The organism is Mycobacterium sp. TH-M82 (genome assembly GCF_057473605.1).
Map to the genome: position 1 here is coordinate 1 of NZ_JBYCKY010000489.1, position 15,411 is coordinate 15,411.

14 protein-coding genes and 1 tRNA gene are annotated in these 15,411 nt (G+C 62.1%); 8 read left to right on the forward strand and 7 right to left on the reverse strand.

Features of this window, described 5'->3' with window-relative positions:
- Positions 1 to 203 precede the first annotated feature (203 nt).
- Positions 204 to 289, forward strand: a tRNA-Leu gene (locus tag AC2VON_RS15125).
- Here the strand turns inward: AC2VON_RS15125 and AC2VON_RS15130 are convergent.
- From AC2VON_RS15130 to AC2VON_RS15145, 4 genes are all read right to left on the reverse strand, one after another.
- Positions 271 to 1,911: a recombinase family protein gene (locus tag AC2VON_RS15130; protein WP_486953683.1), complete on the reverse strand. Its 1,641-nt coding sequence runs from the start codon at positions 1,909 to 1,911 to the stop codon at positions 271 to 273. The genes AC2VON_RS15125 and AC2VON_RS15130 overlap by 19 nt on opposite strands.
- A gap of 186 nt (positions 1,912 to 2,097) precedes the next feature.
- On the reverse strand, positions 2,098 to 3,654 hold the full coding sequence (locus AC2VON_RS15135; RefSeq protein WP_486953684.1) for a replication initiator: 1,557 nt from the start codon (positions 3,652 to 3,654) through the stop codon (positions 2,098 to 2,100).
- Entirely contained in the window at positions 3,651 to 5,066 is a 1,416-nt protein-coding gene (locus AC2VON_RS15140; RefSeq protein WP_486953685.1) for an FtsK/SpoIIIE domain-containing protein, read from the reverse strand. The genes AC2VON_RS15135 and AC2VON_RS15140 overlap by 4 nt, the downstream gene beginning before the upstream one ends.
- Before the next feature lie 134 nt (positions 5,067 to 5,200).
- Positions 5,201 to 5,590 carry a hypothetical protein gene (locus AC2VON_RS15145; protein WP_486953686.1) on the reverse strand — a complete coding sequence of 130 codons (390 nt, stop codon included), beginning with the start codon at positions 5,588 to 5,590 and terminating at the stop codon, positions 5,201 to 5,203.
- Between the two features lie 168 nt (positions 5,591 to 5,758).
- Between AC2VON_RS15145 and AC2VON_RS15150 the strand changes: the two genes are divergently transcribed.
- Complete coding sequence (locus AC2VON_RS15150; protein ID WP_486953687.1) at positions 5,759 to 6,517, forward strand: helix-turn-helix domain-containing protein; 759 nt, start codon at positions 5,759 to 5,761, stop codon at positions 6,515 to 6,517.
- 43 nt (positions 6,518 to 6,560) lie between these two features.
- A complete protein-coding gene (locus tag AC2VON_RS15155) occupies positions 6,561 to 7,031 on the forward strand; it encodes an NUDIX hydrolase (RefSeq protein ID WP_486953688.1) in 471 nt (156 codons plus the stop codon).
- Positions 7,032 to 7,053: 22 nt separating this feature from the next.
- Here the strand turns inward: AC2VON_RS15155 and AC2VON_RS15160 are convergent, their stop codons facing one another.
- Complete coding sequence (locus AC2VON_RS15160) at positions 7,054 to 7,599, reverse strand: HD domain-containing protein (protein WP_486953689.1); 546 nt, start codon at positions 7,597 to 7,599, stop codon at positions 7,054 to 7,056.
- A 588-nt stretch (positions 7,600 to 8,187) separates the two neighbouring features.
- Between AC2VON_RS15160 and AC2VON_RS15165 the strand changes: the two genes are divergently transcribed.
- Positions 8,188 to 9,597 carry an acyl-CoA synthetase gene (locus AC2VON_RS15165; protein ID WP_486953690.1) on the forward strand — a complete coding sequence of 470 codons (1,410 nt, stop codon included), beginning with the start codon at positions 8,188 to 8,190 and terminating at the stop codon, positions 9,595 to 9,597.
- Positions 9,594 to 10,388, forward strand: coding sequence for an enoyl-CoA hydratase/isomerase family protein (locus AC2VON_RS15170; protein ID WP_486953691.1), 795 nt, complete (start codon positions 9,594 to 9,596; stop codon positions 10,386 to 10,388). The genes AC2VON_RS15165 and AC2VON_RS15170 overlap by 4 nt, the downstream gene beginning before the upstream one ends.
- Before the next feature lie 65 nt (positions 10,389 to 10,453).
- Here the strand turns inward: AC2VON_RS15170 and AC2VON_RS15175 are convergent, their stop codons facing one another.
- Together AC2VON_RS15175 and AC2VON_RS15180 are read right to left on the reverse strand one after the other, a co-directional pair.
- Positions 10,454 to 11,197, reverse strand: coding sequence for an IclR family transcriptional regulator (locus tag AC2VON_RS15175; protein ID WP_486953692.1), 744 nt, complete (start codon positions 11,195 to 11,197; stop codon positions 10,454 to 10,456).
- A gap of 229 nt (positions 11,198 to 11,426) precedes the next feature.
- Positions 11,427 to 12,155 (reverse strand): winged helix DNA-binding protein, encoded by a 729-nt coding sequence (locus AC2VON_RS15180; RefSeq protein ID WP_486953693.1) that lies wholly within the window; start codon positions 12,153 to 12,155, stop codon positions 11,427 to 11,429.
- Between the two features lie 14 nt (positions 12,156 to 12,169).
- On the opposite strand from AC2VON_RS15180, the gene AC2VON_RS15185 reads away from it, so the two are divergent.
- The 3 genes from AC2VON_RS15185 to AC2VON_RS15195 are packed head-to-tail and all read left to right on the forward strand — an operon-like array spanning position 12,170 to position 15,411.
- Positions 12,170 to 13,441, forward strand: a complete 1,272-nt coding sequence (locus AC2VON_RS15185; RefSeq protein ID WP_486953694.1) for a Rieske 2Fe-2S domain-containing protein — start codon at positions 12,170 to 12,172, stop codon at positions 13,439 to 13,441.
- A 2-nt stretch (positions 13,442 to 13,443) separates the two neighbouring features.
- The gene (locus tag AC2VON_RS15190; RefSeq protein ID WP_486953695.1) at positions 13,444 to 14,502 is read left to right on the forward strand and encodes an FAD-binding oxidoreductase; all 1,059 of its coding nucleotides are present in this window, start codon (positions 13,444 to 13,446) and stop codon (positions 14,500 to 14,502) included.
- A 33-nt stretch (positions 14,503 to 14,535) separates the two neighbouring features.
- Positions 14,536 to 15,411 carry a VOC family protein gene (locus AC2VON_RS15195; RefSeq protein WP_486953696.1) on the forward strand — a complete coding sequence of 292 codons (876 nt, stop codon included), beginning with the start codon at positions 14,536 to 14,538 and terminating at the stop codon, positions 15,409 to 15,411.

Here is a 15,411-nt window from a genome sequence, read left to right on the forward strand (position 1 = left end):
TTGGTGGTGTCGAACCGGATCAACCTGCTGACGACCTCGACGACGTCGTCGCCCGGGTTGTCGGGAACCTCGGTCTGCCCACGGTCAACGGTCACAACCCAAATTCCTACCACCGCCGGGGATCGCGGGCCTTCCCAGCAGCTGGGTTGGGCCGGGACCGGTGAATCCGATAGCCTTAGCTGCCGACCCGAACGGTTGGCCTTGTCCGAGTGGCGGAATGGCAGACGCGCTAGCTTGAGGTGCTAGTGCCCTACTAATGGGCGTGGGGGTTCAAGTCCCCCCTCGGACACGTCGGGCGACACGACTTAAGTCGGCAGTCGCCTTTACTTGTCGCAGGTAGGGATCGTAATCAAGACGCAGGCCCAGGCTTGCGTACACCTGAGCACGCTCCGCCCCGGTTGCCTCACCGAGCACCGCTGCCAGCCCGCCCAACTCCTGCACCAACTCAGTGATTTGGGCGGCAGACATGGCGCGGGGTCGCTCGGCTCGCTCCAGGCGGGCCTTCAGTTCGTCGCGCTCGGCGGTACGGCGGCGCAATGCTTCGGTGAGGTCCTCGACGGCCACGCCGGACTCCACCGCGGCAACCAAAGCGGCAACCTTGCTGTTCGCTTCGCCGAGCTGGCGCAGCAAGGCGGCGTTGCCGGCTTCCGGGTCGACTTCCTGTCCGCGGGCCAGGTCTTCTGGATCGGCCAGGCTGGCGATCCATTCGTCGAGTCGAGGTGTCACCGCGTCCTCACGTAGATAGACCGTGCGCGGGTGATCAGTCAGGTCTACAGGTACAGAACGCGACTTACCCAGCTCACACCGGTAGAGGATGCGTGTTGTTTGCTTCCCGCCGCGAGCGGCGCCCTGCATCCGGCGTCCACAGACGGCGCAGAACAGGATTCCGCGAAGTGAGTACGGCACCGTCGATTCTCTGCTGCACACCAGGCCGGGACCACGCCGGGTCTGGGTGCGAAGACGAACAGCCTGCGCCAGTTCGTCGGTGATCAGCGCTTCGTGCGTGCGGCGGTCCGGTACGACCCAGTTCGCCTGATCACGCCACCGCATACACGTCTCATAGCCCGCGGCGACATCGTCGGGGTTGACCAGAACCTCGTATTTCTCCTGCTTGCCCCACACGCGCACACCGAGGTATGTCGGATTGTCGAGGATGGCGCGGATCGCCGAATGCGACCACCCTCGCGGGTCACGGTGACGATTGCGTGCCGGGTCATATTGGCTCGGTGACGGCACACTGTCGTCGGTGAGTCGCTGCGCGATGTAGCGCAGGCCCGCTCCGTCGGCGTACATGCGGTAGATCCGCTCGACGACCGGCGCCGTCGCGGGGTCAGGTTCAAGACGGTGAAGCCGCTGCCCAAGACTTGCCTTGGCAGGATTCGGATGCGGGCCGGCATCGGCGAGCCGATAACCGTACGGCGGTCGACCACCGAGATATCTGGACGTGTCCTGCGCCAGTGCCGACATCGCGGTACGCACGCGCATCTGGATTCGAACGCGCTCACCCTTGCTCATGCCACCGAAAAGAGTCATCACCAGGTCGTGCGCCTCTGAGCCTGGATCGACCGCGCCACCTACCTCCGGTACCCACAGTCCAACTCCGTAGTGCGTGAGCACGGGGAAGGTGAGGGCGAACTGCGGACCGTAGAACGCACGGGCGGGCTCCCCGATCACGACGGCATCGAAGCTACGGTCACGAGCGGCAACATCGACAAGCAGCCGTGATGCCTCTGGCCTGCGCTTCCACGGCAGCGAGCGGCTCTGTCCCACATCGAAGTAATCAGTGACAAGGACTCCGCCGTGCGGCGTGATCAGATCCATGGCACGCCGCTTCTGCCAGCTGCGGCTCGCCTCCGGATCTTGGGCATCCTCCGTACTCACTCGGCCGTAGAAGGCGAACCTCAGGCTCACGCGACTCCCCTGTCTGATCCGAGCATCCGGTCCCGCACGGCCATTATGACGCGCACCAGCGCACGGTTGGCCTCATACGGAAGGCGGTAACTCTCTGGTACGACAATTTCAACACCCCCCTCTGACATCGTCGGCGCATCGATGGGATCGTCACACTCGGAGCGAGGATGTGCTGTTTGGGAACCGTCAGCCATCGTGTCCCCCTGGCGGATCTCCATGCTGGTCGCGGACTTGACGACGGACTTCCACCAGTCCAATGCGGCGGGTGTGGATACGTTGGAGGGCCGCGGAGTAGACGAGGGTGCGCTCCCCCGCACTGGTGTGTCCGGCATGGTCAAACTTCCAGAGCACGTCGTCAACATCAAGGCAGGCCCCTGCTTCAGTTATTGGCACGTCCTGCCCGTTGGGGCTCTTACCACATTGGTATTCAATGGCTTTGGCGTTCTCCCTGCGTGTCCATGTGGCACGCGCGGCGCGCAGGGCACCCATCGTGGTCGAGTAATGCCGCGATTTGGTCGTGATGTGCCCGCGATAGCCCAGCGTGTGCAGCCATCGCCGAATTCCGGCCATCGGCTCAACACGTTCGGCAAGTTCGGCGATAGTAGTCAAGATCACCCGGACGTGTTCGCTGACGTCGAGCGTGGCAATCGCTTCCGTCGAGAGTCGCCGCGCGGTGATACCGAAGTCCTGCAGGGATTTAGTCACGTATTTGGCCAGGTACGCCGCAACCCGCCGCGGCGACAAGCGAGCTGTCGGCCCGGTATCGGCCGGTTCTGCCAGTGCTTCGCCGCTGAGCGGTTGGGCGTCTATCTGGGTGCCGAACCGCAGCTCGCGCACTTCGCCATCGACAGCGAGAACATCCACGCGAACTTGTCTTGCAGCACGCTGAATCAGCGCGGCCAGCTCGCCCGCGGTGATCGGCGACACCCAGCCGCTCCCGCCGGTATCCGAACGGGGCTCCCCACCGCCGCCAGTGGCGGCGTGGCCGTGATGATTTAGGTCACCCCGGGTGGTGGGTGCTGACGGTGGGTCGAGGCGGATCAGGGCGTGAATGTGCGGGATGGCACGGGCTTGCAGTTCAACGACCTTCACGAAACTCACCCGTACCGAACCCCGGTCCACCCCCCGTGATTTCAACTGCGCGGCGACGGCGCGCCGCAATGCGATGGTGAAACGCCGCCACAGCTCGGGCAGATGCCAGGTGAACAGGACATGCCCGAGGTAGTCGTAGCACTGGCCGCATATCGGTTGACCCACTACCGGGTCGCCGGCGGAATGGGTTGCGTTGCACCGCACTGGATTCCCATGGATACAACGGCTTCCTGAACTCGTCGACGTCGGGCGGCAAGGCACGCCGGCGGCGTTGTGCACGGTGCCATAGCTGGGTGCGGTCAAGGTGACGAATACCTGTGGGCGGGTAGCGACCTCTGCGGGCACATCGTGGTATCCACCAGCTGCCCCTGCGTGCACCAGCTGCCAGGTGTCCCGGGCGTACAGGTCCGAACACGACGGGCAGACCGTTGCCCGCCTGTTGTTGCAGCGCGTCCACACCACCTGCCGGCGCCCTATGGAGCCAGCGCCGACCAGCTGGATCGGGTGCGCACAGAATCCCACCGATTCAGCGCGGCGCCACCATGTCTCAAACCCTGGTGAGGATGCGCGGCGCAACATCTGCGCGATTACCGGTGTGGGGTCGGTGGTGGTAGGCAGGCCCGGCAAGGCGATCTGTGCTGGGGTGGTCATCGCCGCGTCCCCGGACCCTTGTTGGTGGGGCGCCGGAAGTGGGTGGCCAGCCAGGTGATGTCGGCGTCGGTGACGTGGAAGGACCGCACTCGCTGCACGGTGGTGTTGCCTTCGGTGAGTACATATCCCACGCCCGGGGTGGTGTCGGAGATGTCTTCACAACGAGCGCCCTGCTGGTGGGCGGTCGTGGACAGAATCATCGCAGTCTGAGTGGCCTCGGTCATGCGTAACGCGACCCGGACAGGAAACAGTTGACGCAGCGCCACCACGTCTTTGGAGGGGTCTTGCACAGCAGCGATCACCGACACCCCAACAGCACGTCCCTGAGCCAGCCACAGCCCCAGCAGTTGTTCCACTTCGGTGCGTTGTTTGCGCTCGGCATAGGCGGTCAGCGTGGCCAGCTCGTCGACGAGTAACACGATGTGCGGTTCGGCGCGGCTGGGCCGATGTGTTCGGGTGGTGCCACGTAGCCGCTGTGCACGCGCGATCATCGTCGTTGTGGTTTCGCGGAGCACCGCGAGGATGGTGTCCGGGTCGTGGGCAAACCGGTCAAACAGCGGTGCGCCGGCGGCAAACTCCATGCCGCCCTTCGGGTCCAAGCAGCGCACAGCGATCAGCCCGGCTTTAATTCCGGGCGCGAGGCCGGCGATCAGCGACCACAGCACGCTGCCCTTGCCAGCGCCGGTGGCCCCTCCCACCAGAATGTGACGCCCTGCCACCGGCAGAGTCCATTCGCTGCCTCGCTCGGTGATGCCGACCGGTACCTGGGCCAACCGAACCACCGGAGTGTCCAGGACCGGACGGAGCAGCGCGATGGGGGTGGACAGGGCGTCGTGGTGGCGGACCCGCATCACGATGTCACGGCCACGTCCTGCCTCGATGGGGCCGGGTTCGATGGTGACGTGCTGCGCGCCGAAAGCGGCCGCCAGACCGTCAACCTGGGCCTCCCATGTTTTGATCGATTGACCCACCAGCAGCCGCACCACCAGCGTGTCGACCGCCGCCCCGATATGCACTGACCCCAGCACCGGTACCAGCGGGTCCGCATCGGGTTTGCCCCGTTGGGTGATGGTCAGCTGGTGGTGTTCACAAATCACCCGCCAGCGGCGCCGATACACCAGATGCGCCCGCCGGTAGTCGGCTACCGGCTCGCCGATGAGCTCCTGGTAGGAGTCGGGCCAGCCCAACCGCCACCACAAGAAGGCCGCCGCACCCATCGTCATGGTGCATAGCGCCCATTGCACTCCACCGATCAGCGCTGTGGTGGCGGCGACCACCAAGACTGCAGCGACATCGGGCCACCGCAACGCGAATCGAAACATTCCGGTTCCGGCTAGTTTGAGCGTGTCGACGAGCAATTCGCCAACCCAGTCATCGCCGGATGACTCGTTTGCCTTACCGCTGAGTGTCATTGGTCCGCTGGCCTTTCGCCGATGGTGACCGCACGCCGTTGGCTGCACAGTCACGAAATGGGTTTGAGTAACGGTGGTTTCGCGAAGGGGATGGGCGCCAGGCGGTGTGTATTGCCGCCTGACGCCCGACCGCGCTAGCTGCTGGCGGTTTGCTTGGCCCCGCTGGGAGGCTGAGAACTACCGCCCGACACCGCAGTACGCGATGCCAATCCGCCCGCCGCAGCGCCTGCCGAGCGGATCGAGGCTGCCCGGAACGCAACGCCGGAACGATCACCCTGTGACCACGGGATCGCGATCAACCCATCAACTGTGACCGGCTCACCGACTTTGACCTCGGGCTCGCCGGCCACGGTCACGGCAAGCACTTCACCGCCGTCGGGGTCGAGAGCCATGACCTGGACCTGCCAGAGCACCAGGCCCGTTTCCTTATCGATTCGCGGGGCACCTGTTTCGTGTACCGTGCGTTGCTCGGGGACGCGGGTGCAGAAAAACTGCACCGCACCGGTATCAATTCGTAGCCGCATCTGTCTGATTCCTTCCGGTGTGGATCCGGCCGCTTGTCGGCCGTGATTCCACTTCAGTCGGGCAGGCCAGACATCAAAACCGCATCTTGCTGGCATCTGCGGACATCTGCGTGACAGACTTCGAGACAAGTAACGACAACTTGATGGAGCCGTCGGAAGGACCATCGGGTGGGCAACGACGAGACCGCTCCAGTACCCAATGACAAGCTGCGCTACCACATGGATCGAAAGGGACTCACCGCCCAGGCGCTCGCCGAACTCATCGCCGTCGATGCCAAAACCGTCGAGCGGTGGTTGACCGGGGAGTCACGGCCCTATCCCGACAACGCCCGCCGCGCCGCCGAGGCGCTCGACTGCGATCGCGCCGACATCTGGCCCGATCTGTTCCCGATCATGGCCCCTCCCAGTGCGGGCACCGTTGCGGTCAGCGTGTACGGCAGCCGAGCCGATGTGCCCGCCACGGTATGGAAAGAGCTATTCGACCAGGCGGTCGAGCACATCGACATCCTGGTCTACGGCGGTACTTTCCTGTTCGACGGTATTCCGCGGTTCCGCAAGATGCTCACTGCCGCCACCGCACGTGGCGTGACCGTCCGCTTCGTCATCGGCGACCCCGACTCGGCCGCGGTCGCCCAGCGTGGCCACGAGGAAGGAATAGGAACCGCCCTAGCCGGCCGCTGCCGGATGACGCTGGCACGACTTCAACCCGTGATCGGAACCGCAGGATTAGAGCTTCGTACCCACACCACGCCGCTATATACGTCGATGTTCCGCGCCGATGACACCCTGATCGCCAACCCGCACCTGTATGGCGCGCCGGCCAGCGACAACCCCGCCATCGTCATCAACCGCGACAACGCCCCTGAGCTGTGGCACGACCACCAACTCGCGTTCGAACGCGTGTGGAACACGGCGCGTCCCATCTGATCCATCCCTAACACCGCACCCCGTCGACGTCCTGGAGAACGACATGGCCCGAACCGACTACTACGACGATCCCGACGCACCAGCCGCGAACAGTGTGGTGCCCTCCACCACCGCCGTGGTCACCGACGACCAAGACCGCATCCTGCTCATCAGACGCCGCGACAACGATCTGTGGGCGCTACCGGGCGGAGGCATGGATTTAGGCGAATCCATCGTTGATACCGCAGTACGTGAAGTCAAAGAAGAAACCGGCCTCGACGTCGAAGTCACCGGCCTGATCGGCGTGTACACCAACCCGCGCCACGTGATGGCCTACACCGACGGTGAAGTCCGACAACAGTTCTCGCTGTGCTTTCGCACACGACTCATCGGCGGCGAGCTGCGTATCGATTCCGAGAGCACCGACATCGCCTGGACCCCGCCACAAGACATTCCGTCGCTGAACATGCACCCGTCCATGCGGCTGCGCATCCAGCACTATCTTGAACACCGCCCAACCCCATATCTGGGATGAATCGACCACCGCACCGGGTCCCTCACCCAGGCAGAGCGTTCACCCGCGCCACCGCGGCAAGCAAACTGGGCGCCGAGGACGTGATCGCGCGGTGCACCGGATCGTCCTCACCGTAACGCGACAGGATTTCGCTGACCCGATCCTCCGGGCGAATCGGCGAACCGTCCGGGCCGGTCTGCATGTCCGCGCACGTCAACACATCCAGCAACAACTCCGGCGGCTCAGCGAACTCAGCCAGCGCTTCAGAGCATCCCCGCTCGCGTGCCTCGAACACCGCGCCCGTGTGATAGGCCACCAACGACACCATCACAGCAGGGAAACCCTCGGCCTGCACAAACCGGGCCCCATCCACCGGGTGAAAACCACTCGACAGCACTGAGGGGGCATACCCGACATCGTGCAACCAAGCCGACGCGACCAGCGCATCGGCATCCGCCGGGTCCACCCGCGCTACCAGACCCTGCGCCGCGGCTGCCACACCGCGAACATGCGCCAGCCGCGTCGTCAGCGGCGCCAGTCGGGACTCCGCCAGCCGTCGAGCCCGCTGCACCAGCGCACCATCGACCACCACGCCAGCTTACCGAGCAGCCCCGAACCGCATCTCCCGGTTCACCAAGCCCGAATACGCGCGTCGACGCCCAGCCCCACAGAGCCGACACGCGACGACACCGAGACCAACGCAATATCCGTGGCGGCTCCCGCCAGGCTCCGCTGCGCTCCCTCCGCTTCCGTCCGCTGACGCTCCCGTCCGCGCCGGTCGCTCCACGCCGCCCCGCATGCGCCGCGTTCTTGCCAACCCGTGCAACGTGACTGCCGTGATGCCGACCCCACGGTCGTTCCGACGGTCGCCGCGATCGGAGCGCCCCCCCAGCCGGCCAGGCCGGTGACGTACATCAGCTGGTGCACCAGCGCCGAGAAGGACCCGTGGTCCACGCTGTGAGAACTTTCTTTACTGGTATCGAGAGTGGCGACTTCCCACTACATCTGCTTGCTGGGGTCATCCGAATCTGCTCGTTGGCCAGTCGGCTTGCCGCAGCTCGCAGTATCCGCAGCGTTCAGCATCTTGCCCTTGACCCACAACGGACGCTACCGTTGGTTCATATTACAAACCAACGGTCCATAATACGGACCATGATGAGAAGGTTCAAGTCTGCAGATGCCAGCCTCGTTGCTCACCGCGTTGCATGCCGAACAAGACACTGCTCGTCCGATGATCACGGTGGGCGAGAAGTCGATTCACCAGGAGGAGCTACTGGGTGCTGCAGCAACAGTTGCGCGCCGGATCGCGGGGGCCTCCCGCGTTGCAGTTGACGCCCGAGCTGACCTCCACACGGTGATAGCTGTCGTTGGATGCCTCCTCGCTGGTGTTCCCGCGGTGCCGATTCCGCCGGATTCAGGCTCCATGGAGCTCAACCACCTACTCACTGACTCTGCTGCTGAGTTGTGGATCGGGCCGCCATGCCCCGATGTTTCGCTTCCTGCGTTCGAAGTAAACCCCGATGAAAGATCGTCCCTGGATTCATCCGAGCCTGACCCCCGCACACCCGCGCTGATCATCTACACATCAGGAACGACCGGGCCGCCCAAGGGCGTCGTATTATCGCGACGGGCGATTGCTGCAGGCTTGGACGGACTGGCCGCAGCTTGGCAGTGGAATGCCGACGATCTGCTAGTACACGGTTTGCCCCTCTACCACGTACACGGCCTGGTGCTTGGCGTACTCGGTGCCCTGCGAGTCGGATCACCGCTGGTCCACACAATCCGCCCTAAACCTGCGTCGTACGCGTCGGCGAGGGGCAGCTTGTACTTCGGTGTCCCAACGGTCTGGTCACGAGTTTGCACGGATCCGGACTCGGCCCGAGCGCTACGGAAGGCACGGTTGCTGGTGTCAGGAAGCGCACCACTACCTGTTCCGGTATTCGATACGCTCACGGCTCTCACGGGTAATGCCCCAATCGAACGCTACGGTATGACCGAAACGATGATTACTCTGAGCACTCGTTTCGACGGGGAACGCCGACCCGGCTGGGTGGGGCAACCGATCACGGGTGTCCGCAGTCGACTGAGATCTGAGAGTGACGAGCTTATAGCTCCTGACGGAGAAACTTTGGGGCGCTTGGAAGTTACCACTGAGGCACTGTTCGACGGTTATCTGAACAACCCCCCAATGACGGCGGACGTAATGACATCTGATGGCTGGTGCAAAACGGGTGACGTCGCCGTAATCGACGCGGACGGGTTCCATAAGATCGTTGGTCGCGAATCAGTGGACATGATCAAATCCGGCGGCTATCGAATTGGTGCCGGTGAGGTCGAACTAGCCCTCCTGGCGCATCCCGGTATTCAGGAAGCTGCGGTGATCGGTGTTCCTGATACCGATCTCGGTCAGCGCATCGTCGCTTACGTGGTTGGCGACCCCGGAGACCTTCAGTCCGTCATCGACTTCGTCGCAGGGTCGTTGTCAATGCACAAGCGACCCCGTGAGATCCGCATCGTCGACAGCTTGCCCCGCAATGCCATGGGGAAGGTCCAGAAAAAGATGCTCCTGGCCGAGGCAGTGCGATGAGCTCACCCGACAGGGGCGCATCGATCCGCCTCGACTGCGCCGGTCGGATCGCGACAGTGACGATCGATCATTCCGCGAGACGCAATGCCCTCACCGTCTCCATGCTTGTTCAACTAGATGAGATCCTCACCCGCCTGAGGTCCGAGCATGAAGTCCAGGTGGTCGTATTGACCGGAGCGGGAGACGATTTCAGTGCAGGGCTCGACATTCGAGATCTCCGGGAGGGCAGAAACCGAGGAATCGAGCTGGAACACCGGATGACAGCTGTCGAGGGAGACTTAGCCGCCTTCCCGAAACCCACGGTGGCAGCTATCGGCGGTTACTGTATTGGGGGAGGAATGCAGCTCGCAGCTGCCTGCGATCTCAGATTGGCTTCCGATACCGCCCAATTCGGTATCACCCCAGCCAAGTTGGGCATCGTTTACCCGTCCCAAACAGTGACGCGCTTGGTGCGCATCCTGGGACCTGCCGCCGCCAAGCGACTCATTTTCACCGCGGAACTAATCGACGTAAAGACCGCAGTGCGCTTGAATCTCGTCAGCGAGGTGACGACCGGCGCAGGGCTCGCACACCGGGCAGCCGGCTTGGCGAACCTTATCGCCACCCGGTCGCCCATATCCCTTGTAGCTGCGAAGGAAATGATCGACGCAGCTTGCTCAGGGGGGATTGATGAAGTCCTGGAGCGAAGGTGGTCGCTGGACGTGAATCCCGATGCGGCCGAAGGGCTCGATGCATTTCTTGATCGCCGTTCGCCGGATTTTTCTGGCTGCTCCCGCGTGCAAACTGACTGACCACAAACGAGCGGCCGCGGGGCCCATGGCTGAAGAGAGACGCTGAGTTTCGACGTCGATATACGCTATCTGCAGTGGCCTAGGGAGTCTTCAATGGCAGCGCGGGATTTTAGCGCGAGTCCGGCGTAGTCGATCAGCCGATCTGCGGTCAGCCGAGACGACGGACCCGAGATACTAAAACATGCGTGCGCCGGTCCACTTGAGCCACGTACCGCGACGGCTACCGCAGAGATCCCTTCGTTGAAGGCGTCGGTGGTAGTTGCATAGCCCCGCTGACGAATAATCTGGATCTCTTCGCGGAGTTGTCCGGGATCGGTGATTGTGCTGACCGTCACTTTTGATAGTCGCCTACTAAGATAAGCCTCGATCGCAGCGTCGCCGAGTGTCGCCAGATATGCCTTACCGGTCGCAGCGGCATGAAGGGGCAACCGCGTCCCTAAGGCCAGGAAAGCCCTAAGCTGGTGTGCGCTGTCGAGCCGTTCCACCAGAACGAGTTCGTCCCCGTCAGGAACCGCTAGATGGATGGTCTCGCCGGTCACTGACTGTAGGAAAGCCAATTCCGGCATGATCATGTCGCGTAGGTTGTCTTTGGTTGCCACTGCGCTACCCAAGCGGAACGCCAGACTCGTGATTTCCCAGCGGCTGTCCCCAGTCGCCGGTCTGATCCAGCCGGCCTCATGTAGTGTTTTCAGATTGCGCTGCACAGTCGCCTTCGGAGTCCCGAGCCGCCGAGCAAGCTCGCTGAGGCCGATTGGCTGAGCAGTTGCGACTTGTTCGAAAACGCGCAGCGCGGTCAACACGCTGTTCATCAGGACCAACACCCCGATCCGATGTTTTCCTGGCGGTAGCGGACGCACAGTCCAGCATTGGTCCGCACCACAGTCCATCGGTTCACAATATGAACCATAACCCAGACCGCACCACCGGGACCAGCCTGACTCCTCCGCAATCTGCACGCGGGAAACAGAGAGCTCGAATGCATGCTCGTCGAAACGCCTCATGCGGCGCCAACATTCGCAGGGGGACGCTACTAGACCACTAGGTCTCGACTTCGTCATCCGCAGCTACCGGCAGCGAACCGTCCAGTGTGAACATCATGGTGGGATTGACTGTCGCCAGATCTCGGCTGGCAGCCGCGTATAGCCCGGTCAAGACGTGCATCGACCGCACAGCATGTTGCAGCTTCGTGGTGACGTCAGCCAATTCGGTCAGATTCGAGGTCAGTAGCCGTCGCCGCAGGACGGCATAACGGTCGGTGATCTCGCGACCTTTGTCGGTTACCCGGAAGACCGCAGAGGTGCCCGCCTTGATCCGCTCCAACAACCCCAACGCGACCAGCTTGCGCAAGTTGTACTGGAGGTTCGGCAGATCGCCACGGTTGGTCAATTGAGCGATCGTTGCGGCGTCCTTGGGCCGTTCCTGCATCCGAACGACATGTAACGCGATCACCTCGTTGAAGCCGAGATCCAGGTCGCCGGCGACCTGCATCGCATGCACCGCAAACCGGTGAAACTCACCCTCGGCTTGCAGCAGGGCGAACTCGAAGGCGGTCATCCCCTCCTCGTATCTGTCCTGAACCAGATGCCAGCGGCGCTCGCGGTCAACTGGCGATCGCTCACCTGCGCCGTTGCTGCTGCCGTGCACTTCATCAGTTGCCATGGGACTGCAGTCAACTAGCTGGCGCACCGGTCCGCAAGATGGACCATTGATTTTCATTGGATTTTCGATTGACTTTTCATTGACTATTGATACTGTGAGCGTAGGCACTTCTCGTGCCGGGAGTGAGCGGAGTCCCCCTCGTCGGCTCACTCAACCGCCAGGCGCCGACCAGGGCGCGAACTTCTCCCATCGAGGCCTCAATGTCTGTAAATCACCACACCGGCTCGTCGGCAGCAGCAACCCGGCACTACGCGCCCTACGTTCAGGCTGACTGGGGGTACGCCAACCACTGGTATCCGGCACTGTTTGCCGACGAGCTTCCGGAAGGCGGATTCAAAGGCGTGACCATCGGCGGCCACGACATCGGATTGCGGCGCTCGGCAGGGAAGGTTTACGGGTTATCGGATCGATGCATTCACCGCGGCGTGAAACTCTCCGCCAAGCCGATGTGCCTGTCCGAAAGCACCGTCACCTGTTGGTATCACGGCTATACCTACGACATCTCCGACGGAAAGCTCACGACGATCGTCGGCAACCCCGATGATCAGCTGATCGGTCGGGCGGGCGTGCGGACCTATCCTGTCGAGGAGGCCAACGGCATCATCTTTGTCTTCGTCGGCGAGGCCGACTACGGAGCCCCGCCGGCCCTAGTGACCGACCTCCCGGCACGAGTCACCAACGACCCAAATGACAGGCCCGTCCCACACTTAACCGACGACGGCATTATCGTCCGCGGTATACATCGCCGACTGGTTGGCAACTGGCGCTTGGCGGCCGAAAACGGACTGGATCCAGGGCATCTGCTGGTGCACTGGGACAACCAAATCCTCGTTGCACTCGACCGCGCTCTGCCCCTTGGCGTAACCGCGCTGTCCAAAGAAGCCACCGAAGAGATCGACATTCCGGATGGTCCCAAGGGCGTCATGAACCGCTACGACAAATCCGACCTCTATCAGCCGGTCTTGGAGAATCCCAAGGTCAACATCAAGGCCCGCGGGTCGGTCCAACACTACTTCCGCACATCACTTTGGGTCCCAGGGATATTGATGGTGGAGCACTGGCCGGTCACCGATGTTGTCCAGTACGAGTTCTACGTGCCGATCGATGATCATCACCACGAGTACTGGGAAGTATTGGCAACGCGAGTCACCAACGACGCCGATCGCCAAGAATTCGATTTCAAGTATGAGAACTTCTACAAGCCGCTCGCGCTCGAGGGATTCAACAACTCTGATGTCTTCGCTCGAGAGGCAACAGAAGAGCACTACACCCGCTTCGACGGGTGGAACAACGAAATGCTCTGCGACATGGACTACTCGATCATTGCCTGGCGCAAGATGGCAGCCCGGCATCTACGAGGCTTCTTTGAATCACCGTATAAGGACGAGGACTGATCATGACCGTCACCTCAGAGGAATTTCGGTCGCCCAGCGATCTACATCATAAGACACACTGCGTGCGCCTGCACTACACCGACACAGTCAAGGAAATACAGGTACCCGAAGGGATTTCGGTAGTCGAAGCAGCCGAAGAAGCTGGTGTCCGTCTGGCACATCAATGTTGCGTAGGCACCTGTGGAACCTGTGTAGGGCGGGTCACGAACGGCGTGCTCGCGATGCCAGAGGGTCGAGTCTACCCGCTCAGCAACATCGAGATCCAGGATGGTCTGCGCCTGCTCTGTCAAGCAACTCCAACAACCGATGCTGATGCCGAATTAGACTATCCCGCTTCAATGCTCGACGATTACCCACGGAGGGAAACTACAGCAAAAGTCACCGGTATCGACCGGCTCGCCGAAACAGTTGTCGAGTTGTCGATTCGACTACCCAAACACGTGCAGTTTATCTTTCGTCCGGGCCAGTACGCTCGGCTCCGCGTTCCTGGGACCGATCAGTGGCGATCCTATTCAATGGCTTCTGGTGAACGTCAGAAGCGACAACTCACCTTCGTGATTCGACTGCTACCCAACGGTGCCATGTCGGACTACCTACGTGACCGCGCAACGCTCGGCGATCAGATCGATCTCGACGGACCACTCGGTTCGTTCGGATTGGCTACCGAGACCGGATCGGTGCTCATGTTGGCCGGCGGCACCGGCATTGCGCCGATGTTATCGATGCTGGACAAACTGCAGGCGGCACGCAGCCAAGACCCGATCCGACTGATCTTCGGTTGCGCCCGCGCCCGCGATCTCTTCCACCTCGATGAGATGGAAGGCCGAAGCAGCTTCATGAGCAACCTCACGGTCCGAGTTGTTGCCGACGAACCACATCAGCTTCCTGGCGTACTTGTTGGCAACCCAGTCAGTGCCCTCACTTCTGAGGATGTTGCTGCCCCAGACACATCAGCCTACCTGTGTGGTCCGCCGGCCATGATCGATGCGGCGTTCGTACGTCTGGAAGAACTCGGGTTGTCGCGCAAGCACATCCACACCGAGCAGTTCCTGCCGAGCTAACACGCGATCGCACAAATAGAGATTGGACCAAGCATGAGCATTGCACGGCTCGGCGCAGTCGCCGTCAACGTCGCTGATATCAATTCCTGGCAGCACCTACTTGTCGACCTACTCGAACTCGATGTTCGCCCACGCTCCTCCGCCGAGGATCCCCTCTTCGTCAGACTTGATGACCGACACCATAGGATCGCGCTCTATCCAGCCGCAAGCGACCAGATTCGCCGGGTCACATGGGAAGTTAATACGCCTGACGAACTACGGCAGCTCGCTGAGCGCGTACGCGATGCCGAGCTGGAAACCAACCGAGTCAGCGCCGACGACCCCGAGCCCCCGCAAGCACTTTCGGCGATTCGCTTCGCTGACCCCGACGGCTTCCCCACCGAGGTAGTGGTCGGTCCGCTCTCCGAACACAGCCCGGTCGTGCATGGCGGAGTCATCAGCGGATTTATCACCGGAGAACTCGGTCTAGGGCACGTGGTCTACATGTGCAAGGACTATCAGGCCTCGGTCGACTTCTACACCCGTGTCCTCGGATTCGAACTCACCGATTACATCGTCTGGGACGGCGCCGACGCAACCTTTCTCCACTGCAACCAACGCCACCACAGCTTGGCGCTAATGAATGAATGCTTCGGCTTCCGAGGAGGGGACTTCAATCATCTCATGATCGAAGCTGCCACCCTCGATGATGTTGGCCGCGCCTACGATCGCATCTGCTCTGCTGGCATCGATCTCAAGCTCACCCTCGGTCGGCATACCAACGACGGCGTCACCTCCTTCTATCTCAGCACCCCGTCGGGGTTCGGTATAGAAATCGGTTGGGGCAGCCAGCTTATCGGTAGCGACTGGGAGGTCAAGACCTACGATTCTCCGGCTCGCTGGGGCCATGAAGTCAAAATGGTCAGATAA

Excerpts from the sequence above, each read along its gene's own strand:
- AC2VON_RS15135 (WP_486953684.1), bottom strand. The coding sequence starts at position 3,654 with ATGACCACCCCAGCACAGATCGCCTTGCCGGGCCTGCCTACCACCACC.
- AC2VON_RS15140 (WP_486953685.1), bottom strand. The coding sequence starts at position 5,066 with ATGACACTCAGCGGTAAGGCAAACGAGTCATCCGGCGATGACTGGGTT.
- AC2VON_RS15145 (WP_486953686.1), bottom strand. The coding sequence starts at position 5,590 with ATGCGGCTACGAATTGATACCGGTGCGGTGCAGTTTTTCTGCACCCGC.
- AC2VON_RS15155 (WP_486953688.1), top strand. The coding sequence starts at position 6,561 with ATGGCCCGAACCGACTACTACGACGATCCCGACGCACCAGCCGCGAAC.
- AC2VON_RS15165 (WP_486953690.1), top strand. The coding sequence starts at position 8,188 with ATGCCAGCCTCGTTGCTCACCGCGTTGCATGCCGAACAAGACACTGCT.
- AC2VON_RS15170 (WP_486953691.1), top strand. The coding sequence starts at position 9,594 with ATGAGCTCACCCGACAGGGGCGCATCGATCCGCCTCGACTGCGCCGGT.
- AC2VON_RS15175 (WP_486953692.1), bottom strand. The coding sequence starts at position 11,197 with ATGAACAGCGTGTTGACCGCGCTGCGCGTTTTCGAACAAGTCGCAACT.
- AC2VON_RS15190 (WP_486953695.1), top strand. The coding sequence starts at position 13,444 with ATGACCGTCACCTCAGAGGAATTTCGGTCGCCCAGCGATCTACATCAT.
- AC2VON_RS15195 (WP_486953696.1), top strand. The coding sequence starts at position 14,536 with ATGAGCATTGCACGGCTCGGCGCAGTCGCCGTCAACGTCGCTGATATC.